Genomic DNA, 22,707 nt, shown 5'->3' with positions numbered 1-22,707 from the left:
GTGGGCGGAGGCGGTGGTGTGGATGTACCGGGCGATGGGGGTCGAGCCGACGAAGGACACGGCCTTGACGTCCGGGTGGCGCCGGCGGCGCACCACGCCGGACCGCGTCACCGCGGCGGCCCGGGTCCGGCGGCCACCGCCCCGGTGGGTGCCGGAGGGGCGCCTACCGGATCGGCATGCCCGAGATCGTCCGGGAGATCACCAGCCGCTGGATCTCACTGGTGCCCTCGAAGATCGTGTAGATGGCGGCGTCGCGGTGCATCCGCTCCACCGGGTACTCCCGGGTGTAGCCGTTGCCGCCCAGGATCTGGATCGCCTGGGCGGTGACCTTCTTGGCCGTCTCACTGGCGAAGAGCTTGGACATCGAGCCCTCGGCCGCCGTGAAGGGCTTGCCGTTGACCGCCATCCAGGAGGCGCGCCACACGAGGAGCCGGGCCGCGTCGATCTGCGTGCGCATGTCCGCGAGCTGGAACGCGACGCCCTGGTTGTCGATGATCGGCCGGCCGAACTGCTCCCGGGTCCTGGCGTAGTCGAGCGCGACCTCGTACGCGGCCCGGGCGGTGCCGACCGCCATCGCGCCGACCGCCGGACGGGACGCCTCGAACGTGGCCATCGCGGCGTTCTTGACCCGCTCGCCGCCCTTCCTGGCCCTCTCGCGGGCCCGGGCCAGCCGCTCGTCCAGCTTCTCCTTGCCGCCGAGCAGGCAGGAGCCGGGGACGCGCACGTCCTCCAGGACGACCTCGGCGGTGTGCGAGGCGCGGATGCCGTGCTTCTTGAACTTCTGGCCCTGCGACAGGCCGGGCGTGTTCGGCGGGACGATGAAGGAGGCGTGGCCCTTGGAACCGAGCTCCGGATCGACCACGGCGACGACGACGTGGACGTTGGCGATGCCGCCGTTGGTCGCCCAGGTCTTCGTGCCGTTGATCACCCACTCGTCCTTGGCCTCGTCGTACACGGCGCGCGTGCGCAGGGAGGCCACGTCGGAGCCGGCGTCGGGCTCGGAGGAGCAGAAGGCGGCGACCTTCACGTCGTTCGCGTCGCCGTACATCTGGGGGATCCAGGTGCCGATCTGCTCCTCGGTGCCGTTGGCGAGGACGCCGACGGCGGCGAGGCCGGTGCCGACGATGGACAGGGCGATGCCCGCGTCGCCCCAGAACAGCTCCTCCATCGCCGTGGGGATGCCCAGCCCGGTGGGGTCGAAGTACTGCTGGGCGTAGAAGTCCAGGGAGTAGATGCCGACCTTGGCCGCCTCCTGGATGACCGGCCAGGGAGTCTCCTCACGCTCGTCCCATTCGGCGGCCGCGGGGCGGATCACGTCGGCGGCGAAACCGTGGAGCCAGTCCCGGACCTCCTTCTGTTCGTCGTTGAGCTCCATGGTGAACTCGGCCATGTCCCCTCCAGCGGTGCACGTGCATGTTACTTGCGGTAACGGGAGTCTGTTACCGGCGGGTAGGAAAAGTCAACTCCCGAGGACAGGTCGGCAGCCCGTTCGAGGTTCCGGGGCCGGTGGGTGTTAGTTTGCGCGCAGGCGTCACCGAAACAGCACGGGTGGGGAGAGCTCATGGACACCACGCAGCGGACCGAGCAGCAGCGGTCCGCCGACCGCCGACGGCGCGAGCTGCTGGAGGCCGCCGACCGGGTGGTGCTGCGCGACGGCCCGCAGGCGTCGATGAACGCCATCGCCGCGGAGGCCGGTATCACCAAGCCCATCCTCTACCGGCACTTCGGCGACAAGGGCGGACTTTACGCCGCCCTCGCCAAGCGGCACACGGACGCCCTGCTCGACTCGCTGCGGGCCGCGCTGGACGCGCCGGCCGGCCGGCGCGAGCGCGTGGAGTCCACGCTCGACACCTACCTCGCGGCGATCGAGGCGCGGCCCCAGGTGTACCGCTTCCTGATGCACCCGGCGGAGGGGTCGCAGAGCGACCAGGGCTTCGACGTGGGCAAGCACTCCGCTCCGCTGCTGCGCCGGATGGGCGAGGAGCTGGCCCAGGTGATCGAGGAGCGGCTGGACCTCGGCCCGGGCGCGCAGCAGCTCGCCCGGGTGTGGGGGCACGGCATCGTCGGCATGATGCACGCCGCCGGGGACTGGTGGCTGGGCGAACGGCCGTGCTCCCGGGCGGAGCTCGTGCGGAGTCTGGCCGACCTGCTCTGGGGGCGGCTCGCGGCGGCCGGGGACCGGGTGGGCGGTCCCGGGTTCTGAGTCCCGGACCGCGCGGGCGTCCGGGGACCGGTCGCACCACCCGGCGCGGTGAACCGGCGGCGCGCCCCGGGCCGCCGTGCTCGCCGCCCCGCTCACCGGTGCCAGGGAGCCCGCTGCACCTGACGCATCAGCCGGCGGCGGCGCCAACCCGTCAGGCGGTCGGCGTACAGCCCGCCCTCCAGGTGGTCGAACTCGTGCTGCAGGCACCGGGCGAAGAACCCGGTGCCGTGCACGGTGACCGGCTCCCCGGTCACCGTGCGGCCCTCGACGACGGCGTGGTCGTGGCGTTCCGTCCCCGCCTCCAGGCCCGGCAGGGACAGGCAGCCCTCCGGGCCGCGGACGACCACCCCGTCCGCCTCCACCAGGCGCGGGTTCACCACGTGGCCCAGATGGCGCACGTCCTCGTCGTCCGGGCAGTCGAAGACGAACACCCGCAGCGGCTCGCCGATCTGGTTCGCGGCGAGGCCCACGCCCCGGGCCGCGTACATCGTGGCGAACAAGTCCTCCACGAGCGCCGCCAGTTGGGGACCAAAATCGGTGACCTCCCGGCAGGGCTCGTGCAGCACCGGGTCGCCGAGCAGGGTCAGGGGCCGGACGCGCCCGCGGGCGCCCGGGATCGGGCCGTGTCGCATGGCGGCAAGGGTACGGTCCTACCGGACGCGCGAAGGGCGCGCGGGTGCCGCGCGGGTGCCGGGGTGCGATGGTGCGATTGGATCTCGATAGGCTGAGGCCCACACCACGTTGCCGGATGGCTCAGGCGCGGCGCGTACGCAAGGAGGATCGAGAACTGATGGCAGGCAACTCGGACCCGCTCACGCCGCGGGCCAAGCTGGCCGTGACCGCCGGCAAGGCGGTCGCTGCGGCATCGCGCGCCGCGGGGCGCGGCAGCGGTTCGGTGATCGGCGGTCGGGTCGCCCTCAAACTCGACCCCGACCTGCTCGGCCGGCTCGCCCAGGACCTGGACGTGGTCCTGGTCTCGGCGACCAACGGCAAGACCACCACCACCCGGCTCATCGCCGAGGCCCTGCGGGCCGCGGGACCGGTCGTCTCGAACGCGCTCGGCGCGAACATGCCGGCGGGCATCACCTCGGCGCTGGCGGGCGGCTCGGACGCCAGGTACGCCGTCATCGAGGTCGACGAGAAGTACCTCGCGGGCGTGGCCCGGGACACCGCGCCGAAGTGCATCGCGCTGCTGAACCTCTCCCGTGACCAGCTCGACCGCGCCGCCGAGACCCGCATGCTCGCGGAGCACTGGCGCGAGGGCCTGTCCGGGTCCAAGGCCGTCGTCGTCGCCAACTGCGACGACCCGCTGGTGGTCTGGGCCGCGTCCTCCTCCCCCAACGTGGTGTGGGTGGCCGCCGGGCAGATGTGGAAGGACGACGCCTGGTCCTGCCCGTCCTGCGGCGGAGTGATGCAGCGTCCCGGCGACGACTGGTTCTGCGGCGAGTGCGGCTTCCGCCGCCCGACGCCGAGCTGGGCGCTCTCCGGCGACCACGTGCTCGACCCGCACGGCTCCGCCTGGCCGATCCACCTGCAGCTGCCGGGCCGCGCCAACAAGGCCAACGCCGCGTCCTCCGCGGCCGTCGCCGCAGTGTTCGGCGTGCCGCCGCAGGTCGCTCTGGAGCGGATGTACCAGGTGCAGGCCATCGCCGGGCGCTACGACGTGGTGCAGTTCATGAACCGCGACCTGCGCCTGCTGCTGGCGAAGAACCCCGCCGGCTGGCTGGAGACGTTCTCGCTGATCGACCCGCCGCCGACCCCGGTCATCCTGTCGGTGAACGCGCGCGGCGCCGACGGCACCGACACCTCCTGGCTGTGGGACGTCGACTACACGCGCCTGACCGGGCACCCCATCTTCGTGATCGGCGACCGGAAGCTGGACCTCGCGGTGCGGCTGGAGGTCGCGGGACAGCACTTCCAGGTCTGCGACAACCTCGACCAGGCCGTGCAGCAGGCGCCGCCGGGCCGGATCGAGGTCATCGCGAACTACACCGCGTTCCAGGACCTGCGCCGCCGCGTCGGCAACTGACCACGAAGGACGACGACTTCATGAGCGACAACCAACTGCGTCTGGTGTGGATCTACCCGGACCTGCTGAGCACCTACGGCGACCAGGGCAACGCCCTCGTCGTGGAGCGCCGGGCCCGGCAGCGCGGCCTGGACGTGGCCCGGCTCGACGTGCGCAGCGACCAGCCGATCCCGACTTCCGGCGACATCTACCTGATCGGCGGCGGTGAGGACCGGCCGCAGCGGCTCGCCGCCGAGCGGCTGCGGCGTGACGGCCACCTGACCAGGGCCGTGGAGAACGGCGCGATCGTGTTCTCCGTCTGCGCCGGCTACCAGATCCTGGGCCACGAGTTCATCAACGACCTCGGCCAGCGCGAGCCCGGCCTCGGCCTGCTCGACGTCGTCTCGGTGCGCGGCGAGGGCGAGCGGTGCGTGGGCGACGTCCTCGCCGACATCGACGCGCAGCTCGGCCTGCCCCCGCTGACCGGCTTCGAGAACCACCAGGGCGTCACCCACCTGGGCGCCACCGCCCGCCCGTTCGCCCGGGTCCGTCTGGGAAAGGGCAACGGCACGGGCGACGGCACGGAGGGCGCGTACAACGGGACCGTCTTCGGCACCTACATGCACGGGCCGGTCCTGGCCCGCAACCCGCAGATCGCGGACCTGCTGCTGAAGCTGGCGCTCGACGTCAACGCCCTGCCCCCGGTCGAAGACCACTGGTATGAGGCGCTGCGCAACGAGCGCATCGCGGCGGCGCAGCAGCCGGCGTAGACACCCGCGGCTGCGGCTTGCCGCAGCCGGCCCCACGCGGCCCGCGTGGGCGGCACACCTGCCGTCCACGCGGGCCGCGCCGCTTCGCCCCTGGCCGGACCGTCGGACGGCGTCCCGCCGCGGGTGACAGCGGCGACGCCCCGCGGGCCGGGCCGGCCGGGCCGGCGCGCACCCCGTCCCCGACGGGCCGGCGGCCTGGCGCCGCAGCCCGTCTGACGCTGCATCCGCACAGGTGAGCGGACTGGTCCAGTAGGCGGACGCACGGTGCGGTGAGGCCCCTCGAAGCCGCTAGGGTGGCGGGGAACCGAGCCGGACAGCGCGGTCCGGTCCCGTGCCCACGTTGAGAAGGTTGTTCGGGCTATGCGCATTGGTGTCCTCACGTCCGGCGGCGACTGCCCCGGCCTGAACGCGGTCATCCGGTCCGTCGTGCACCGCGCCGTCGCCGACCACGGCGACGAGGTCATCGGCTTCCGGGACGGCTGGAAGGGCCTCCTGGAGTGCGACTACCTCAAGCTCGACCTGGACGCGGTCGGCGGCATCCTCGCCCGCGGCGGCACCATCCTCGGGTCCTCGCGGGTACGTCCGGAGCACCTGCGCGACGGTGTGGAGCGGGCCAGGGGCCACGTCGAGGAGCTCGGGCTCGACGCGATCATCCCGATCGGCGGCGAGGGCACACTCAAGGCGGCCCAGCTGCTGTCGGCGAGCGGCCTGCCCATCGTCGGCGTGCCGAAGACCATCGACAACGACATCGCGGTGACGGACGTCACCTTCGGCTTCGACACGGCCGTGACCGTCGCCACCGAGGCGCTGGACCGGCTCAAGACGACCGCCGAGTCCCACCAGCGTGTGCTGATCGTGGAGGTCATGGGCCGCCACACCGGCTGGATCGCGCTGCACTCCGGCCTCGCCGCGGGCGCCCACGCCGTCGTCGTCCCCGAACGCCCCTTCGACATAGAGGAGTTGGCGCGGAAGGTCGGCGAGCGCTTCCAGGCGGGCAAGCGGTTCGCCATCGTCGTGGCCGCCGAGGGGGCCAAGCCCAAGGCGGGCACCATGGACTTCGACGAGGGCGGCAAGGACATCTACGGCCACGAGCGGTTCGCCGGTGTGGCCCGTCAGCTCTCCCTCGAACTGGAGCAGCGCCTCGGCAAGGAGGCCCGGCCGGTCATCCTCGGGCACGTCCAGCGCGGTGGCACGCCGACCGCGTACGACCGGGTGCTGGCCACCCGCTTCGGCTGGCACGCCGTGGAGGCGGTGCACCGCGGTCAGTTCGGCATGATGACGGCGCTGCGCGGCACCGACATCGTCATGGTGTCGCTGGCCGAGGCGGTCGAGACGCTCAAGACGGTCCCGGCGGAGCGGTACGCCGAGGCGGAGTGCGTCCTGTAGGACTCTCACGCATCCGGCGTCCAGCCGGTACGGAACGCAAGAATCCGCCCCCGGTCCCGGACGTGACCGGGGGCGGTTCTAGTCTGGGTGCGGACAGACAGCGCACAACCGCACGAAACAGGAGCCGGCGGATGGATCACAGCGGCCACGGCATGACGACGGACCTGCCGCCGTTCACGCTGGGACAAGGGCTCCACTGGTCCGCGGACCCCTTCTTCCTCGTCGCCTGCCTCCTGGGCCTCGCCCTGTACGGCTGGGGCGTGGTGCGGCTGCGGCGGCGCGGTGACGCCTGGCCGGCCGGCCGCACGGTCGCCTACGTCGTCGGCGTGCTGACCGTCGGGCTGATGATGTGCACCCGGCTGAACGACTACGGCATGGTCATGTTCAGCGTGCACATGGTGCAGCACATGGTGATCAGCATGCTGTCGCCGATCCTGGTCCTGCTCGGCGCCCCGGTCACCCTGGCGCTGCGCGCGCTGCCGGTCGCCGGCCGGGGGCGCAAGGGGCCGCGCGAGCTGCTGCTGGCCCTGCTGCACAGCCGCTACCTGCGCGTGGTCACGCACCCGGCGTTCACCATCCCGATCTTCATCGCGAGCCTGTACGCGCTGTACTTCACGCCCCTGTTCGACTTCCTGATGAGCTCCCGGACGGGGCACGTCGCGATGATGGTGCACTTCCTGGCGGTGGGTGTGGTGTTCTTCTGGCCGATCATGGGCGTGGACCCGGGGCCGCACCGGCCGGGCCACCTCATGCGGATGCTGGAGCTGTTCGCGGGCATGCCGTTCCACGCGTTCTTCGGCATCGCGCTGATGATGGCGTCCACGCCCATGGTCGGCACCTTCCTGCACCCGCCCGCGTCGCTCGGCATCGATCCGCAGTCCGACCAGAGCGCGGCCGGCGGAATCGCGTGGGCGTTCAGCGAGATCCCGTCGGTCCTGGTGCTGCTCGCGCTGCTCCACCAGTGGTACCGCTCCGAGCAGCGGCAGGCCCGCCGCAAGGACCGCGCCGCCGACCGCGACGGGGACAAGGAGCTGGAGGCGTACAACGCCTACCTCGCCTCCCTCAACGCGCGCGGGAACTGACCCGCCCGGCGCCCCTCCCCCGGGGCCCGCACCCCGGCCCCCGGCCCGCCGGACTCCGCGTCCGGCGGGAGCGGGAACCCTCCAGGACGTCCGCCCGCACCGTGACTCCTCGTGCGAAACCGGGGCACCATGGGGGAACGAGCCATGAGGAGGGTGTCGCGATGCCCGGTTCCACGGACGGTTCCACGAAGGCGATGGGGGTGCTCACCGTCGGCAGCCTCGTCGTGGTGACGGCCTACACGGTGGCGATCGGCGGCAACGGCTGGCTGTGGTTCGGCTGGGTCGTGCTGGGCCTGATCACCCTCGGCATGGTGGCCACCCGCAGCACCTGAGGCCCCGGCTCACGTCAGGCGTGCGGCGGAGTGCACGCCCGGCTGGTACTTCGGCAGCCGGGCGGTGATCTTCATGCCCGCTCCCGGCGCGGTCTCGATGACGAGGCCGTGGTCGTCGCCGTAGACCTGGCGCAGCCGGTCGTCGACGTTGGACAGCCCGATGCCGCCCGAGGGGCTCACCTCGCCCGCGAGGATGCGGCGCAGCACGGCGGGGTCCATACCGGCGCCGTCGTCCTCGATGACGACCAGTGCCTCGGCGCCCGCGTCCTGCGCGCGGATCTGGATGTGGCAGGTGCCGCCCTTGCCTTCGAGCCCGTGCTTGACGGCGTTCTCCACCAGCGGCTGGAGGCACAGGAAGGGCAGCGCCACCGGGAGCACCTCGGGCGCGATCTGCAGGGTGACGGCCAGGCGGTCGCCGAACCGGGCGCGCACGAGGGCCAGGTAGTGCTCGATGGCGTGGAGCTCGTCGGCGAGGGTGGTGAAGTCGCCGTGCCGGCGGAACGAGTAGCGGGTGAAGTCGGCGAACTCCAGCAGCAGCTCGCGGGCGCGCTCCGGGTCGGTGCGGACGAAGGAGGCGATCACGGCGAGCGAGTTGAAGATGAAGTGCGGGGAGATCTGCGCCCGCAGCGCCTTGATCTCGGCCTCGATGAGGCGGGTGCGGGAGCGGTCCAGGTCGGCGAGCTCCAGTTGCACCGACACCCACCGGGCGACCTCGGCGGCGGCCCGGACCAGGACGGCGGACTCGCGGGGCGCGCAGGCGACCAGGGCGCCGTGCACTCGGTCGTCCACGGTGAGCGGGGCGACCACGGCCCAGCGCACCGGGCAGTCGGCGGCGTCGCAGGTGAGCCGGAAGGCCTCGCCGCGGCCGGTCTCCAGCGGCTGGGCGAGACGCTCCATGATCTCGGCGCGGTGGTGCGCGCCGACGCCGTCCCAGGCCAGGACCCGCTCGTCGTCGGTGAGGCACAGCGCGTCGGTGCCGAGCAGCGAGCGCAGTCTGCGGGCCGACCTGCGGGCGGTCTCCTCCGTCAGCCCGGCCCGCAGCGGGGGCGCCGCGAGGGAGGCGGTGTGCAGGGTCTGGAAGGTGGCGTGCTCGACCGGGGTGCCGAGCCCGCCGAGGGTCTGCGGGCGGGCGGTGCGCCGGCCGAGCCAGAAGCCCGTCGCGAGCAGCGGCAGGACGGCCACGCACAGCCCGGCGAGGAAGCCGCTCACGCCTTCACCTCCGCCCGCAGCTGCTCGGGCAGGTGGAAGCGGGCCAGGATGGCCGCGGTCCCGGCGGGCACCCGGCCCGGCGTGGCCAGGGACACGGCCACCATGGTCAGGAAGCCCAGCGGGACCGACCACAGGGCCGGCCAGGCGAGCAGGGTGCGCAGGGGGCCCGCGCCCGGGTAGCCCGCCATGGTCGCGGCGACGGCGGCGAACGCGGAGCCGCCGCCCAGCAGCATCCCGGCGGCCGCGCCGGGCGGGGTGAGCCGCCGCCACCAGATGCCGAGGACGAGCAGCGGGCAGAACGAGGAGGCGGACACGGCGAAGGCGAGCCCGACGGCGTCGGCGACCGGCAGCCCGCCGACGAGGATGCTCGCGGCGAGCGGTGCGGCCATGGCGAACACGGTGCCGAGCCTGAAGTGCCGTACCCCGCGCGCCGGCAGGACGTCCTGGGTGAGCACCCCGGCCACCGCCATGGTCAGCCCCGAGGCGGTCGACAGGAACGCGGCGAAGGCGCCGCCCGCCACCAGCGCGCCCAGCAGGTCGCCGCCCAGGCCGCCGATCATGCGGTCGGGCAGCAGCAGGACGGCGGCGTCCGCGTCCTCGGTGAGGGTCAGCTCGGGCGCGTACAGACGGCCGAGGGCGCCGTACAGGGGCGGCAGGAGGTAGAAGCCGCCGACCAGGCCGAGGACGGCGACGGTGGTGCGGCGGGCGGCGACCCCGTGCGGGCTGGTGTAGAAGCGGACGACGACGTGCGGCAGGCCCATGGTGCCGAGGAAGGTGGCGAGGATCAGCCCGTACGTGGCGTACAGCGGACGCTCCCCACTGCCCGCGGACGGCGACGTGGTCAGGGCGCCGTCGCCGTGGTGGCCGGCCGCGGGCACGGGGTCGCCCTCCGCGAAGGTCAGCCGCGTGCCGTGCTCGACGTGGTGCGTGCCCGCGTCCAGGCGGACGGTCCGGCCGTCGTGGAGGCGTCCGTCGACGGTGCCGCTGACGGTGACGGTGAGCGGCCCGTCGAGCGTGAGGTCGAGGGTGTCCCCGACGCGGACCGTGCGCTGCTCGCGGAAGGCGGCGGGTTCGTCGAAGGCGTGGCGGGGCGCGCCGTCGCCCTGCCAGGCCAGGACCAGGAACAGGGCGGGGACCAGCAGCGCGGTCAGTTTCAGCCAGTACTGGAAGGCCTGGACGAAGGTGATGCTGCGCATGCCGCCGGCCGCGACGGTGGCGACCACGACGGCCGCGACGATCACGCCGCCGAGGGCGTCGGGGGCGCCGGTGAGCACCGCCAGCGTCAGGCCGGCGCCCTGCAGCTGCGGCAGCAGGTAGAGCCAGCCGATGCCGATGACGAAGGTGCCCGCGAGCCGCCGCACCGACGGCGAGGCGAGCCGGGCCTCGGCGAAGTCGGGCAGGGTGTAGGCGCCGGACCGGCGCAGCGGGGCCGCGACGAACAGCAGCAGGACCAGGTAGCCGGCCGTGTAGCCGACCGGGTACCAGAGCATGTCCGGGCCCTGGACGAGGACCAGGCCCGCGATGCCGAGGAAGGAGGCGGCGGACAGGTACTCGCCGCTGATCGCGGCGGCGTTCAGGCGCGGGCCGACGGTGCGGGAGGCGACGTAGAAGTCGGAGGTGGTGCGCGAGATGCGCAGCCCGAACGCGCCGACGAGGACGGTGGCCACCACGACGAGGGCGACGGCGGGGACGGTGTAGCCGGAGTTCACGGGCGTCAGCGATCCTCCACCAGGCGCACGAAGTCGCGTTCGTTGCGTTCGGCGCGCCGCACGTACCAGCGGGCGAGCAGCACGAGCGGGGCGTACAGGCAGAAGCCCAGCACCGCCCACCTCAGCCGGCGGGCGTCGGGGGCCGCCGCGAACACCAGGGGCAGCGGCCCGACGAGGAGCACGAGCACGGCGCACACGGTGAGGGCGGCGCGCAGCTGGCTGCGCATGAGGGAGCGGACGTAGGTGTGCCCGAGGGTGGTCTGCTCGTCGATCTCCGTGCGCGGGCGGTAGTGGGCCGTGGCCCGGCGGGTGCGGCGGGGCGGGCCGGTGACGACGACGCGGCGTTCGGTGGGATCGTGCGGCATCGGTGCCCCCTAGCGCGCGGTCCGGCGCATCAGCAGCTCCCGCAGTTCACGGGCGTGGCGGCGGCTCACCTGGAGTTCCTCGGCGCCGACCAGGACGCTGACGGTGCCCGCGTCCAGGCGCAGCTCGCCGATGTGGCGCAGGGCGACGAGGTGGCGGCGGTGGATGCGGACGAAGCCGCGGGAGCGCCAGCGTTCCTCCAGGGTGGACAGGGGGATGCGGACGAGATGGCTGCCCTGCGGGGTGTGCAGGCGGGCGTAGTCGCCGCGGGCCTCGACGTGGGTGATGTCGTCGACGGCGACGAAGCGGGTCACGCCGCCCAGCTCGACGGGTATCTGGTCGGGGTCGGGTTCGGAGACGGGGATGCGCGGGGCGGTGTCCCTGAGCTGCGCGGCCCGCCGGACGGCCTCGGCCAGCCGCTCCTTGCGCACCGGTTTGAGGACGTAGTCGACGGCCTTGAGGTCGAAGGCCTGCACGGCGAAGTCCTCGTGCGCGGTGACGAAGACGACCAGCGGCGGATCGGCGAAGCCGGTCAGCAGCCGGGCCAGGTCGAGGCCGTCCAGGCCGGGCATGTGGATGTCGAGGAACACCACGTCGATGGCGTCCGGCCCGGCCGGGCCGGACTGCAGGGCGCGGTTGATGCGGCGCAGCGCCTCGGTCGCGTCGCCGGCGCCCTCGACGCTCCCGATCCGCGGGTCCGCGTTCAGCAGGTAGAGGAGTTCCTCCAGCGAGGGGCGTTCGTCGTCGACGGCGAGGGCGCGCAGCATGACGTCGCAGTGTATGAGCAATCCGGCCGCTTGGGCACGGTCCGGTGTGCCCGTTCCCGGTGGATACAGTGCCGTCATGAACAGCAGGCCGGCGCCGTTCGACGAGCTCGACCGGAAGATCCTCACCGCTTTGATGGCGAACGCCCGCACCAGCTTCGCCGAGATCGGGGCGGCGATCGGGCTGTCGGCCACCGCGGTCAAGCGCCGGGTGGACCGGCTGCGGGACTCGGGCGTGATCACCGGGTTCACGGCCACGGTGAAGCCGTCGGCGCTGGGCTGGCGCACGGAGGCGTACGTCGAGGTGTACTGCGAGGGCGCGGCTCCGCCCCGCCGCCTCGCCGAGGTGGTCCGCAACCATCCGGAGATCACGGCTGCGATGACGGTCACCGGCGGCGCGGACGCGCTGCTGCACGTGCGGGCGCGGGACGTGGAGCACTTCGAGGAGGTGCTGGAGCGGATCCGGACGGAGCCGTTCATCCGGAAGACGATCAGCGTGATGGTGCTCTCCCACCTGCTGCCGGAGAGCCCGGAGGCCGGCGCCAGCCACGCCGCGCCCGAAGACGCAGCAGACGTGCGCTGAGCGGGGAGAAGACGCAGCGTTCCTGCTCCGGCACGCAGCTTTGGTCGCTTGTCGCCCGTCTCCGTCCGTTCTTACTCTCGTCTCAACCCCAGTCGACACGCCAGGAAGCGGAGGAACCCCTTCGTGCCCGACAGCCGTGTGCCGCGCCGCCGGCGCTTCCTCGTCTGCGAACCCAGACACTTCGCCGTGCAGTACGCGATCAACCCCTGGATGCATCCCGACGCCCCCGTCGACGCCGGACGCGCCCAGGCGCAGTGGCAGGCGCTGGTGAGCGCCTACCGCGCCCACGGACACACCGTCGAGACCGTGGAGCCGGTCCCCGGCCTGCCCGACATGGTCTTCGCCGCCAACGCTGCGGTCGTCCTCGACGGCCGTGTCTTCGGCTCCCTCTTCCACGCGCCCCAGCGGCGCCCGGAGTCCCTCCCCTACGACACGTGGTTCAAGGCGGCCGGTTTTGAGGTCTACCGGCCGGAGTCGGTGTGCGAGGGCGAGGGCGACCTGGTGCCCGCGGGGCGCTGGATCCTCGCCGGCACCGGTTTCCGCACGACCCTGCAGGCCCACCGGGAGGTGCAGGAGTTCTTCGGCGTCCCGGTCATCGGCCTGACGCTGGTGGACCCGTACTTCTACCACCTCGACACGGCGCTGTTCGTGCTCGACGACGACAACGTCGCGTACTACCCGGAGGCCTTCTCTCCGGGCAGCCGCGAGGTACTGGCCCGGCTGTACCCGGACGCCGTGCTCGCCACCCGCGAGGACGCGATGGCGTTCGGGCTGAACGCCGTCTCCGACGGGTGCCACGTCTTCGTCTCGCCCGGGGCGACGGCCCTCGCCGATCAGCTCGCCCGCCGTGGTTACGTCCCCGTCCCCGTCGACCTGTCCGAGTTCCACAAGGCCGGCGGTGGCATCAAGTGCTGCACCCAGGAGATCCGCTCATGACGGCACCCGCCCGTACGTCCGCCGCCGCCCGCTCGTCCGCGGAGCTGATCCGCGCCGAGGAGCCCGTCCTCGCGCACAACTACCACCCGCTGCCCGTGGTCGTGGCCCGGGCCGAGGGCACCTGGGTGGAGGACGTCGAGGGCAACCGGTACCTGGACATGCTGGCCGGCTACTCGGCCCTCAACTTCGGCCACCGCCACCCCGCGCTGATCGAGGCGGCGCACCGCCAGCTCGACCTGCTGACGCTGACCTCGCGGGCCTTCCACAACGACCGGCTCGCCGGGTTCGCCGAGCGGCTCGCGACACTCACCGGCCAGGACATGGTGCTGCCGATGAACACCGGCGCCGAGGCGGTGGAGAGCGGCATCAAGGTGGCCCGCAAGTGGGCCTACGACGTCAAGGGCGTCCCGGCCGACCGGGCGACGATCGTGGTCGCCGCGGACAACTTCCACGGCCGGACGACGACGATCGTCAGCTTCTCCACGGACGAGACGGCGCGGTCGGGCTTCGGCCCGTTCACCCCGGGCTTCCGGGTCGTGCCCTACGGCGACCTGGCGGCGATGGAGGCGGCCGTCGACGAGACGACGGCGGCCGTGCTGATCGAACCGATCCAGGGCGAGGCGGGCGTCGTCGTTCCGCCGGACGGCTACCTGACGGGCGTGCGGGACCTGACCCGCCGCGCCGGCTGCCTGTTCGTCGCGGACGAGATCCAGTCGGGCCTCGGCCGCACGGGGCGCACCCTGGCCGTCGAGCACGAGGGTGTGGTCCCGGACGTGGTGCTGCTCGGCAAGGCGCTGGGCGGCGGCATCGTACCGGTGTCGGCGGTCGTCGGCAGCCGCGAGGTGCTGGGCGTGCTGCGGCCGGGCGAGCACGGCTCCACGTTCGGCGGCAACCCGCTGGCGGCCGCGGTGGGCACGGCCGTGGTCGGACTGCTGGAGACGGGCGAGTTCCAGCGCCGGGCGGCCGAGCTGGGCGCCGTCCTGCGGGACGGGCTGACCCAGCTGGTCGGCGCGGGCGTGGTCGGTTTCCGCTCCCGCGGACTGTGGGCGGGCGTCGACGTCGACCCGGCCATCGGCACCGGCCGTGAGATCAGCGAACGGCTCATGCGGGAGGGTGTCCTGGCGAAGGACACCCACGGCTCCACGATCCGGCTGGCGCCGCCGCTGACCATCACCGAGGAGGAACTGCGGTCGGCGCTGGGGTCCCTGGCGAAGGTGCTGGCGCAGGGGCCCGGCCCGGTCTGACACCGGCGGCCGACGGGTGCGGGGGCGCCGGCGCGAGGCCGGCGCCCCCGGGCACGCGGACGATGTCTTCGGGGCTACTGGTTGGGCTTCGCCGCGCTGATGTCCCCGAGCGCCGAACCGGGGTCCCGCTCGATGGCCGTGTCGCCGAGGGAGAGGATGCCCACGGGGTGGTCGCCCTCGACGACCGGCAGGCGGCGCACGGAGTGTGCGCGCATCAGCTCGACCGCGCGGTCGAGGTCCTCGTCCGGGGTCACGGTGACGAGGTCGCCGCTGCACACGGAGGCGACCGTCCGCTGCTCGGGATCGCCGCCGTCCGCCAGCACCCGCACCACCAGGTCACGGTCGCTGACCAGGCCACGCAGCCGGTCGCCCTCCGTCACCAGGACGGCTCCGATGTCCTCCTCCCGCATGCGCCGGGCCACCGCGGTCACCGAGGTCCGCGGTTCGACCGTGACGGGCCGGCTGGTCATGATGTCGCGTACCTGTTGGGCCATCACGCTGCCTCCTTCTTCCCTTCTTCCTTCCTCCGGCCGGCGGTGCCGATCACCGCGCTGCGCCGGCCGGGTACCCGGCGCAGCGCGGGACCGCACCTCTTCGCCGGGCGGCCGCCCTGGTTCCGGCCGGCGGGCTGCCGCGCACCGGCCCGGGCCGGCCCGTGCTCCCCCGGCACCGCGGAGGCCGGGTGGTGCCCCGCGTGGGCGCGCCTTCGATGCGGGTACCCTCCGCGCAGACGGGACGTCCCGAGGAGATGACTCCCATGATCTTCATCGGCCTGCTGCTCCTCGCGGCCACGGGCGCGTTCGTCGCCCTGGCCATCGCCGGCAACCTGTCCGGCGGACCCGAGTACACGGTGTCGGTGCTCGGCAACGACATCGCCACCATGAACACGCTGGAGGTCTTCAGCGCCGGTCTCGCGCTGGCCCTGCTGTTCTGCCTCGGGGTGGCCCTGCTGACCGGCGCGGCGACGCATCGGCGGCGCCCGCATCGCGCCCGGCCTTCCGCGCCGCCGCCTCCCCGCTGAGGAGGCCCCCGCCGCCCGCCGGGGACGCGTCCCCCCGGGGGGCGGCGGCCGGTGGCGGCACCGGGCGTCAGTGGTGGGCGTGCACGACGGCGTGCCCCTTGCCGCGGCCGATCATCCACCGGTTGACCGGGGTGGTCAGGACGAACGCCAGGGCGAGGGAGCCGGCCAGCGAGGTCCAGAACAGCGGGTCGGTGAGGCCCGCCTCCATCGCGCCGGGCACGCCGACCATCACGGTGTTGTCGATCAGCTCCATCACCGCGATGGACACGGTGTCGGCGGCGAGGGCGATCCGCAGCGCCTGCCTCACGGGCACCCCGGCCCGGACCACACCGCGCATCGTGAACGCGTAGCCGAAGACGAAGGCCAGGGTGACGGAGAGGACGACGGTGGCCGCGTTGTGCAGGCCGGCGGCGGTGCCGACGACCATGCCGAGGATCTCGCCGACGGCGCAGCCGGTGAGGCAGTGCAGGGTGGCCTGGACGGCCGTGCGCCAGGACGTGCCCGGGGCGTGGCCGTGGTCGGCCTGACCGTGGCTTGCTTGGCCGTGGCTTGCGTGGCCGGCGTGCGGGTGAGCGGCGGAGCCGGGCTGCTGCCCGTGGCCGGGGTGCCCGTGCCGCTCGTGCTCCTGGTCCGCTCGGCGCTTTTCCGGACGGTGTGCGTGTGCCGCGTGGTCCATCGTCGCCTCCCGTGATGATCGGGTGTCCGCCAGACGTAACGCTATACCCCCCAGGGGTATTCCGCAGGTCGGCGCCCCCGGCGACGCCCCGGAGCAGCCGCGGGCACGCGGCCGCTCCGGGACGGGCGGGACGGGCGGGCCTATCGGCTGCCGAGCATCTTCCTCATCGCGCTGATCTCGGCCGACTGCGAGGCGACGATCGACCCGGCCATCTGCTTGGCGGGGCCGTAGCCGCCCTGGGCCTGCTCGGCCCTCGCCATCTCGACGGCACCCTCGTGGTGGCCGACCATCATGCGCAGGAACGCCTTGTCGAAGGCGTCACCGCTGAGTGTCCCCAGCTCCTCCATGCCGGCGTCCGGCACCATGCCGGGCATCGACGCGCCCGAGTGGTGCATGCCCGGCATGTCCGCCATGCCGGAGCCGTCGTCGGCCGGGACGTCCTCGCCCCAGGCCCGCAGCCACCCGGTCATGGTCCGGATCTCGGGGTCCTGCGCCTCACTGATCGCGGCGGCGAGGTCCTTGACCTCCTGGGACTTCGCCCTCTGCGGCGCCAGGCGGGCCATGGCGACGGCCTGGCGGTGGTGCGGGATCATCTCCTGCGCGAACGTGACGTCGTGCGCGTTGTGCCCGCCCTTCCGCGCCGGGGCGGTCGAGGACGGGGCGGTGGTGCTGGTGCCGTGGCCGGAGTGGCCCGCGGCGCCGGAGGGCGAGGAGTCGCCGCCGCCGCAGGCGGTCAGCAGCAGGGCGGCGGTCGCGACGGCGGCGAGCCCGGCGGCCCGGCGGACGGGGAAACGGCGAAGTGCCATGGGTGGAGAGCTCCTTGGATGCGCCCGCGGTCAAGGCACGCGGGAACGGCGGATCGTGGGACGGACCGGAGCACGTCACCCCGGGCGGGGCGGCGTGCGGGCGCGTCTAGATCCGCAGGATCTGGAGCTGGGACAGGTCGGGCGGGGCCCGGCTGCCGGCCGCCCCGGCGGGCGTCAGGCCGCCGGAGGCGGCGGGAGCACCGGAGGCCGCCGACGCGGCCGGCAGGGCGGGCGGCGCGTAGGCGGTGGACGTACCGGCCGCCGCGCACGTGCCGTCGGCGTGGTGGACGGCCGTGCCGTCCGGGTCCGCGCCGGACAGGTGCCGGCAGGAGCCGCCGGCGGTGTGGACGGGACCGGCCGCGGCGTGGGGTGCGGACCTCGCGTGCGCAGACACCGCGACGGCGGGCCCGGCGGCAGCCGGGTCCGGCAGGGCGCGGGCCGACGGGGCCCCGGCGGCACGGGAGACCGGCGACGCAACCCGTCCGGCGGCATCCGGACCAGGAGGCGTCACCGTCACTCCGTGCGTGCCGGAATCCGCGGAGGCCACCCTTCGGGCCTCCGCGAACGGCGGCCTCCGGGCCCCGGAGTCCGCGGACGACGTCTCCTCCGCCCCGGCACCGGGCGCCATCATCGCGCCGCCGGCGGCGGACGGGGAGGACGCCGCCGGCGACATGGCGGGGGCCAGCCCGTGCATGGCCAGCACCCCGGCCAGCAGGACCAGGACGAGCACCATCCGGCGGGCACCACCGCTCAGCGCGGAGCGGGTGTGCGAGCCGGAAGTCATGGAGGCATCCTACGCAACCGCCGCCGGCCCGCGGGCACCGCTCGCCGCCGGACCGCATGGCGTCACTCAGGATGCCGGCGGCGCGGCACGTGCCGGGCGAGGGCGAGGACCTCGGCACCGCGGGTCCTCCCTGGCCGGCAACCAGTTCGACTGGGCGTCCCGGCAGACGGCCGCCCTGGCGAGCGGTGGCGTGCTGCTGCTGGTCGCCGCCGTGTTCGTCGAGGCGCGCAAGATCCCGAGCGGGATGACCGGCTCGGGCGTGGCGGCGGCCCGGCACGCGGGGCCGGTACGGGCCGGTGCGCTCGTGCACGGCGTCGGTGTCGCTGCCCGCCGGGCAGGCCGGGGTCACGGCTGACGCGGCATCGGTTCCGGGCACGCGGAGGTGCCGCGCCGGTTCCGGGCACGCGGAGGCGCCGCCGTCCTTCTTCCGGCCCCGGCCTGCCGCCGCCACCTGTCGCCGGGGCCTGCTCCGGGGCAGCATGGGAGCGACGGCCCCGTTCCCCGGGACGGTGCCTGCCCCTAGACTGGCACCTCACCACACGTGGGTTGACCTGCGAGAACGCGGCAGTTGAGCCGACTCGGACGAGTGAGGAGCGACCCCTTGTTCTACTACCTGCTCAAGTTCGTGCTGCTGGGTCCCCTGCTGAGACTGGTGTTCCGGCCGCGCATCGAGGGGCTCGACCACGTGCCGGCGTCCGGGCCCGCCATCATCGCCGGCAACCACCTGTCGTTCTCGGACCACTTCCTGATGCCCGCGGTCCTCAAGCGGCGCATCACCTTCCTGGCGAAGGCCGAGTACTTCACCGGTCCCGGCATCAAGGGCCGGCTGACCGCCGCCTTCTTCCGCAGCGCCGGGCAGATTCCGGTGGACCGCTCCGGGAAGGAGGCCGGCCAGGCCGCGATCCGCGAGGGCCTCGGGGTACTGCGCAGGGGCGAGCTGCTCGGCATCTACCCCGAGGGCACCCGTTCGCACGACGGCCGGCTCTACAAGGGCAAGGTGGGCGTCGCGGTCATGGCGCTCAGGGCACAGGTGCCCGTCGTCCCGTGCGCCATGATCGGCACCTTCGAGGCGCAGCCGCCGGGCAAGGTCGTCCCGCACATCCACCCCGTCGTCATCCGCTTCGGCGAGCCCCTGGACTTCTCCCGCTACGCGGGCCTGGAGAACGAGAAGACGGTCCTGCGGGCCGTGACCGACGAGATCATGTACGCCATCCTGACGCTGTCCGAGCAGGAGTACGTCGACGAGTACGCGGCCGTGGCCAAGGCCGGGCAGGCCGCGGCGAGGAAGGGGAAGCGGCACCGGGAGCGCAGGCTGCCACGCGCCCCGCTGAGCTGACGTCCGGGCACGACGAAGGGGCGGCCGGTCGACCCGGCCGCCCCTCGTCGTGCGCGGCGTGCTTACGGCTTCGGCGTGGCGTGCGGAGCGCAGGTCACGTCCGCGGCGTCCACCTTGCCGGTGAGCAGGTAGGTGTCGACCCGCTGGTTGATGCACGGGTTGACCAGGCCGGTCACACCGTGCGAGCCCGCGTCCTTCTCGGTGATCAGGCGGGAGCCCTTGAAGCGCTTGTGCAGCTCGACGGCGCCCTCGTACGGGGTGGCCGCGTCACGCTCGGACTGCACGATCAGCACCGGCGGCAGGCCCTTGCCGGTCGTGACGTTCACCGGGGTCTGCTGCTTGACCGGCCAGGTGGCGCAGGGCAGGTTCATCCAGGCGTTGGCCCAGGTCATGAACGGGTAGTCCTGGTGGAGCCGGGTGTTGTCCCGGTCCCACTTCTGCCAGCTGGTGGGCCACTTGGCGTCGGCGCACTCGACGGCGGTGTAGACGGCGTTGCCGTTCTCCGAGGAGATGTTGCCCGCGGTGTCCGACATGTCGGGGGCAGCCGCGTCCACCAGCGCCTGCGTGTCACCGGCGACGTACTTGCTGAACACCGTGGCGACCGGCACCCACGCGGAGTCGTAGTACGGCGCGCTCTGGAAGAAGGAGATCAGCTCGGCCGGGCCGACGACCCCGCCGATCGGGCTCTTCTTGGCGGTGGCGCGCAGCTGGAGCCACTTGGCCTGGACGGCGGCGCGGGTGGTGCCCAGGTGGAAGGCCGCGTCGTTGGCGGCGACCCAGTCCTGCCAGTCCTTCCAGCGGCCCTCGAAGGCGATGTCCTGGTTCAGGTTGGCCTGGTACCAGATGTTGTCGCGGTCCGGGTTGACGACGCTGTCGACGACCATGCGCCGGACGTGGCCCGGGAAGAGGGTGCCGTAGACGGCGCCGAGGTAGGTGCCGTAGGAGACGCCCAGGAAGTTGAGCTTCTTCTCACCGAGGGCGGCGCGGATGACGTCCAGGTCGCGCGCGGTGTTCGGCGTGGTCATGTGCGGCAGCATCTCGCCGCTGCGCTCGTAGCAGCCGTCGGCGTACTCGGCGGCCAGCTTGCGCTGGGCGCGCTTGTCGGCCTCGGAGTCGGGCACCGGGTCGGCCTTCGGCGCCTTGACGAACTCCTGCGGGTCGACGCAGGAGATGGGCGCCGAGCGGCCGACGCCGCGCGGGTCGAAGCCCACGAAGTCGTAGGCCTTCGCCGTGTTCGCCCACAGCGCGTTCTTGTTGGTGACCCGCGTCGGGAAACGCAGGCCGGAGCCGCCCGGGCCGCCGGGGTTGTAGATGAGCGCGCCCTGGCGCTCCTGCGCAGTGCCGGTGTTCCTGGCGCGGTCGACGGCGAGCTTGATCTGCTTGCCGAACGGCTTCGCGTAGTCCAGCGGCACGGTGACGTAGCCGCACTGGATGGGCTTGGCGAGCCCCCAGTCGGCCGGACAGTCCTGCCAGTCGATGCCGGCCTTCGCGGCGCGGGCCGCCGCGATCGTGGCGCCACGTGCCTCGCGGTCGTAGCCGTGACCTGCGGCCGCGTTCGCCGCGGGCGCCGACACGGCGCCGGCTATCAGGGTCGCCGTGACGAGCGCGCCGGCCGAACCGAGCGCCAGGACCCGGTTCTTCGGTCTCATGTCCCTCAAGTGGGACCCTCCCGTGCATCGTTGCGAATTGGTACGGGGGATCCTCGCCGCTGAGGGGTCTTCAGCAACAGGGTTCGTTGACCTTCTTTGCCAATCCGATAACCGACGTGCGATGTTCCGCTCAGCGGAGCGGATCGAGGGCGCCCAGGGCGTCGTCGAGCATTCCGCGCAGCAGCAGCGCGTCCGGGGCCACCGCGGTGACCAGCGCGGCGGGGCCGGAGAGCGGTACGAGCACGGCGCTCTCCCCCACCACACACGGTGCGACGGGCGCCGCGGCGAACTCCGGCCGGACGACCAGGAGCTGTCCCAGGGCCCGGTGCCCGGACAGGACGGCGGGACCGTCCCAGCCGCCCGGTGCGCCCGGTCCGCACGCCAGTTCCTGGTCCAGGACGGTGCGGCCCCCGATCCGGACGGTGAGACGGCTGCCGAGCCTGCCCGGCTCCTCGCCGGCGCGCCCGAGTACCTGTTCCTCCCGCAGCACCAGCCGGGCGGTGGGGGCGAGTTCGACGCGCGTGGTGACGTACAGTTCGCTCGCCGCGGCGCAGATGAGCTGCTCGGGCAGCCACTGCAGTTCGGCTCCGTCGGCGACGGTGAGCCGGACGTCGTAGCGTGCCGGTTCCTTCGTCGGACCCGGCAGCGCGAGCGTGGCGGCGGCCGAGCCGACCCGCAGCCGGGCGCCCTCCGCCACGTCCGCCCCGACGGTGAAGTGGTCGCCGCCGAGAGGACCGCTCATCGCGCCGACAAGAACGACCCGCGCCTCGCCGCCGCTCCCCCGGGTGCGCCTCGGTGCGAGCGGCCCCTCGCCGTCCAGGACGGGCAGGGCCGTGCCGCCCCGGCCGTCGTCCCGGGCGGCGATCCGCGCGGTGGCCCGGACGCCGGTCGCCGTCATGCCGTCCACGCGGCCAGCCGCGCCCGCACCCAGCCGGCGACGCCGGACACGCCGTCCTCGCCGCGCAGCGACTGCAGGACGACCGGGAGTCCGCCCCGCGCGGCCCGGGCGTCGGCGGCCATCCGCCTCAGGTCGGAGCCGACGTACGGGGCCAGGTCGGTCTTGTTGACGACGAGCAGGTCGGCGGTGGTCACGCCGGGTCCGCCCTTGCGCGGGACGTCGTCTCCGCCGGCGACGTCGATCACGAAGATCTGCGCGTCGACGAGGCCCCGGGAGAAGGTGGCGGTGAGGTTGTCCCCACCGGACTCCACGAGGACGAGGTCCAGGGGGCCGACGGCCTCCTCCAGATCCTCGACGGCCTCCAGGTTGGCCGAGATGTCGTCGCGGATGGCCGTGTGCGGGCAGGCGCCCGTCTCGACGGCCATGATCCGCTCCGGCGGCAGGACGGCCTCCCGCAGCAGGAACTCGGCGTCCTCCCGCGTGTAGATGTCGTTGGTGACCACGGCGAGGGACAGTTCGTCGCGCAGCGCCCGGCAGAGCGCGGCGACGGTGGCGGTCTTGCCGGACCCGACGGGTCCGCCCAGGCCGATGCGCAGGGCACGGCGTGTGCCGTCCGGGCGGTGGGCGTCCGCGCCGACGGCGGCGGGACCGGTGTGGAAGTGGTCGAGGTGCATCAGAGAGGCTCCAGACTCGTGCGCCGGCCGAACCCTCACCCGGACCGGGAGCTTCCGGTCCGGCGGGTGCGCGAGGACGGGCCGGCGGCGGGGGACGGTGGACAGGTGAAGGGCCGCGGATCGACCGCGGCGGGTGCGTGGCGGCAGCGGTCCTGGGCCGTGTCCGCGAAGTCCCGCCTGCTGGCGGACGACGGGACTTCGTCTCGCGCAGCTCACGGCCCACCGGGCCGAAGATACGGGTGCCGCGAGGGTCGCCGTCGTTCTTCAGAATGAC

25 protein-coding genes are annotated in these 22,707 nt (G+C 73.5%); 12 read left to right on the top strand and 13 right to left on the bottom strand.

Annotated features, from left to right (window positions below; translation table 11 throughout):
* Positions 1 to 163 precede the first annotated feature (163 nt).
* A complete protein-coding gene (locus ABZ920_RS29890) occupies positions 164 to 1,390 on the bottom strand; it encodes an acyl-CoA dehydrogenase family protein (RefSeq protein WP_361511776.1) in 1,227 nt (408 codons plus the stop codon).
* Positions 1,391 to 1,561: 171 nt separating this feature from the next.
* Between ABZ920_RS29890 and ABZ920_RS29885 the strand changes: the two genes are divergently transcribed.
* Entirely contained in the window at positions 1,562 to 2,203 is a 642-nt protein-coding gene (locus ABZ920_RS29885; RefSeq protein ID WP_361511774.1) for a TetR family transcriptional regulator, read from the top strand.
* 92 nt (positions 2,204 to 2,295) lie between these two features.
* Here ABZ920_RS29885 and def read toward each other — a convergent pair whose 3' ends face one another.
* The gene (gene def / locus ABZ920_RS29880; protein ID WP_361511771.1) at positions 2,296 to 2,835 is read right to left on the bottom strand and encodes a peptide deformylase; all 540 of its coding nucleotides are present in this window, start codon (positions 2,833 to 2,835) and stop codon (positions 2,296 to 2,298) included.
* A gap of 158 nt (positions 2,836 to 2,993) precedes the next feature.
* Here def and ABZ920_RS29875 point away from each other — a divergent pair, with 158 nt between their 5' ends.
* From ABZ920_RS29875 to ABZ920_RS29855, 5 genes are all read left to right on the top strand, one after another.
* Entirely contained in the window at positions 2,994 to 4,232 is a 1,239-nt protein-coding gene (locus ABZ920_RS29875; protein WP_361511768.1) for a MurT ligase domain-containing protein, read from the top strand.
* A gap of 20 nt (positions 4,233 to 4,252) precedes the next feature.
* A complete protein-coding gene (locus ABZ920_RS29870; RefSeq protein WP_361511765.1) occupies positions 4,253 to 4,981 on the top strand; it encodes a glutamine amidotransferase in 729 nt (242 codons plus the stop codon).
* A gap of 360 nt (positions 4,982 to 5,341) precedes the next feature.
* On the top strand, positions 5,342 to 6,367 hold the full coding sequence (locus ABZ920_RS29865) for a 6-phosphofructokinase (RefSeq protein WP_361511762.1): 1,026 nt from the start codon (positions 5,342 to 5,344) through the stop codon (positions 6,365 to 6,367).
* Positions 6,368 to 6,498: 131 nt separating this feature from the next.
* The gene (locus ABZ920_RS29860; protein WP_361511759.1) at positions 6,499 to 7,449 is read left to right on the top strand and encodes a cytochrome c oxidase assembly protein; all 951 of its coding nucleotides are present in this window, start codon (positions 6,499 to 6,501) and stop codon (positions 7,447 to 7,449) included.
* 161 nt (positions 7,450 to 7,610) lie between these two features.
* Positions 7,611 to 7,781 carry a hypothetical protein gene (locus ABZ920_RS29855; protein WP_361511756.1) on the top strand — a complete coding sequence of 57 codons (171 nt, stop codon included), beginning with the start codon at positions 7,611 to 7,613 and terminating at the stop codon, positions 7,779 to 7,781.
* Between the two features lie 9 nt (positions 7,782 to 7,790).
* On the opposite strand, the gene ABZ920_RS29850 is transcribed toward ABZ920_RS29855, so the two are convergent.
* From ABZ920_RS29850 to ABZ920_RS29835, 4 genes are read right to left on the bottom strand one after another with little or no spacing between them, the layout of a single operon-like run.
* Positions 7,791 to 8,990, bottom strand: coding sequence for a histidine kinase (locus ABZ920_RS29850; RefSeq protein ID WP_361511753.1), 1,200 nt, complete (start codon positions 8,988 to 8,990; stop codon positions 7,791 to 7,793).
* Positions 8,987 to 10,699: a cation acetate symporter gene (locus ABZ920_RS29845; RefSeq protein ID WP_361511751.1), complete on the bottom strand. Its 1,713-nt coding sequence runs from the start codon at positions 10,697 to 10,699 to the stop codon at positions 8,987 to 8,989. Before ABZ920_RS29845 ends, ABZ920_RS29850 begins: the two co-directional genes overlap by 4 nt.
* Before the next feature lie 5 nt (positions 10,700 to 10,704).
* Positions 10,705 to 11,064 (bottom strand): hypothetical protein, encoded by a 360-nt coding sequence (locus ABZ920_RS29840; RefSeq protein ID WP_361511748.1) that lies wholly within the window; start codon positions 11,062 to 11,064, stop codon positions 10,705 to 10,707.
* 9 nt (positions 11,065 to 11,073) lie between these two features.
* Positions 11,074 to 11,829: a LytTR family DNA-binding domain-containing protein gene (locus ABZ920_RS29835; protein ID WP_361511745.1), complete on the bottom strand. Its 756-nt coding sequence runs from the start codon at positions 11,827 to 11,829 to the stop codon at positions 11,074 to 11,076.
* A 76-nt stretch (positions 11,830 to 11,905) separates the two neighbouring features.
* Between ABZ920_RS29835 and ABZ920_RS29830 the strand changes: the two genes are divergently transcribed.
* From ABZ920_RS29830 to rocD, 3 genes are all read left to right on the top strand, one after another.
* Complete coding sequence (locus ABZ920_RS29830) at positions 11,906 to 12,409, top strand: Lrp/AsnC family transcriptional regulator (protein WP_361511742.1); 504 nt, start codon at positions 11,906 to 11,908, stop codon at positions 12,407 to 12,409.
* A gap of 123 nt (positions 12,410 to 12,532) precedes the next feature.
* A complete protein-coding gene (gene ddaH, locus ABZ920_RS29825; protein ID WP_361511739.1) occupies positions 12,533 to 13,345 on the top strand; it encodes a dimethylargininase in 813 nt (270 codons plus the stop codon).
* On the top strand, positions 13,342 to 14,589 hold the full coding sequence (rocD, locus tag ABZ920_RS29820; protein ID WP_361511736.1) for an ornithine--oxo-acid transaminase: 1,248 nt from the start codon (positions 13,342 to 13,344) through the stop codon (positions 14,587 to 14,589). The genes ddaH and rocD overlap by 4 nt, the downstream gene beginning before the upstream one ends.
* A gap of 74 nt (positions 14,590 to 14,663) precedes the next feature.
* Here the strand turns inward: rocD and ABZ920_RS29815 are convergent, their stop codons facing one another.
* Positions 14,664 to 15,083: a CBS domain-containing protein gene (locus tag ABZ920_RS29815; RefSeq protein WP_361511733.1), complete on the bottom strand. Its 420-nt coding sequence runs from the start codon at positions 15,081 to 15,083 to the stop codon at positions 14,664 to 14,666.
* A gap of 263 nt (positions 15,084 to 15,346) precedes the next feature.
* On the opposite strand from ABZ920_RS29815, the gene ABZ920_RS29810 reads away from it, so the two are divergent.
* Positions 15,347 to 15,610 carry a hypothetical protein gene (locus tag ABZ920_RS29810; protein ID WP_361511730.1) on the top strand — a complete coding sequence of 88 codons (264 nt, stop codon included), beginning with the start codon at positions 15,347 to 15,349 and terminating at the stop codon, positions 15,608 to 15,610.
* A 67-nt stretch (positions 15,611 to 15,677) separates the two neighbouring features.
* Here ABZ920_RS29810 and ABZ920_RS29805 read toward each other — a convergent pair whose 3' ends face one another.
* The 3 genes from ABZ920_RS29805 to ABZ920_RS29795 all read right to left on the bottom strand — a co-directional run bounded on the left by ABZ920_RS29805 (position 15,678) and on the right by ABZ920_RS29795 (position 17,876).
* A complete protein-coding gene (locus ABZ920_RS29805; RefSeq protein ID WP_361511727.1) occupies positions 15,678 to 16,286 on the bottom strand; it encodes a DUF4396 domain-containing protein in 609 nt (202 codons plus the stop codon).
* 140 nt (positions 16,287 to 16,426) lie between these two features.
* Positions 16,427 to 17,092 carry a DUF305 domain-containing protein gene (locus tag ABZ920_RS29800; RefSeq protein WP_361511724.1) on the bottom strand — a complete coding sequence of 222 codons (666 nt, stop codon included), beginning with the start codon at positions 17,090 to 17,092 and terminating at the stop codon, positions 16,427 to 16,429.
* Positions 17,093 to 17,198: 106 nt separating this feature from the next.
* Positions 17,199 to 17,876, bottom strand: coding sequence for a DUF6153 family protein (locus tag ABZ920_RS29795; protein ID WP_361511721.1), 678 nt, complete (start codon positions 17,874 to 17,876; stop codon positions 17,199 to 17,201).
* Between ABZ920_RS29795 and ABZ920_RS29790 the strand changes: the two genes are divergently transcribed.
* Positions 17,875 to 18,231, top strand: coding sequence for a hypothetical protein (locus tag ABZ920_RS29790; RefSeq protein ID WP_361511781.1), 357 nt, complete (start codon positions 17,875 to 17,877; stop codon positions 18,229 to 18,231). The two genes, ABZ920_RS29795 and ABZ920_RS29790, sit on opposite strands and share 2 nt — an antisense overlap.
* A 246-nt stretch (positions 18,232 to 18,477) precedes the next feature.
* Positions 18,478 to 19,212: a lysophospholipid acyltransferase family protein gene (locus ABZ920_RS29785; protein ID WP_361511718.1), complete on the top strand. Its 735-nt coding sequence runs from the start codon at positions 18,478 to 18,480 to the stop codon at positions 19,210 to 19,212.
* Positions 19,213 to 19,274: 62 nt separating this feature from the next.
* Here the strand turns inward: ABZ920_RS29785 and ABZ920_RS29780 are convergent, their stop codons facing one another.
* From ABZ920_RS29780 to ureG, 3 genes are all read right to left on the bottom strand, one after another.
* A complete protein-coding gene (locus ABZ920_RS29780) occupies positions 19,275 to 20,861 on the bottom strand; it encodes an alpha/beta hydrolase (protein ID WP_361511715.1) in 1,587 nt (528 codons plus the stop codon).
* 130 nt (positions 20,862 to 20,991) lie between these two features.
* Complete coding sequence (locus ABZ920_RS29775) at positions 20,992 to 21,759, bottom strand: urease accessory protein UreD (RefSeq protein ID WP_361511779.1); 768 nt, start codon at positions 21,757 to 21,759, stop codon at positions 20,992 to 20,994.
* Positions 21,756 to 22,433: an urease accessory protein UreG gene (gene ureG / locus ABZ920_RS29770; RefSeq protein WP_361511712.1), complete on the bottom strand. Its 678-nt coding sequence runs from the start codon at positions 22,431 to 22,433 to the stop codon at positions 21,756 to 21,758. The genes ABZ920_RS29775 and ureG overlap by 4 nt, the downstream gene beginning before the upstream one ends.
* Between the last annotated feature and the right edge of the window lie 274 nt (positions 22,434 to 22,707).

Origin of the sequence: Streptomyces sp. NPDC046831 (genome assembly GCF_040645305.1) — a bacterium.
GTDB lineage: Bacteria > Actinomycetota > Actinomycetes > Streptomycetales > Streptomycetaceae > Streptomyces.
The sequence above is the reverse complement of the archived record's forward strand: the minus strand, read 5'-3'. Positions and strand labels throughout refer to the sequence as shown.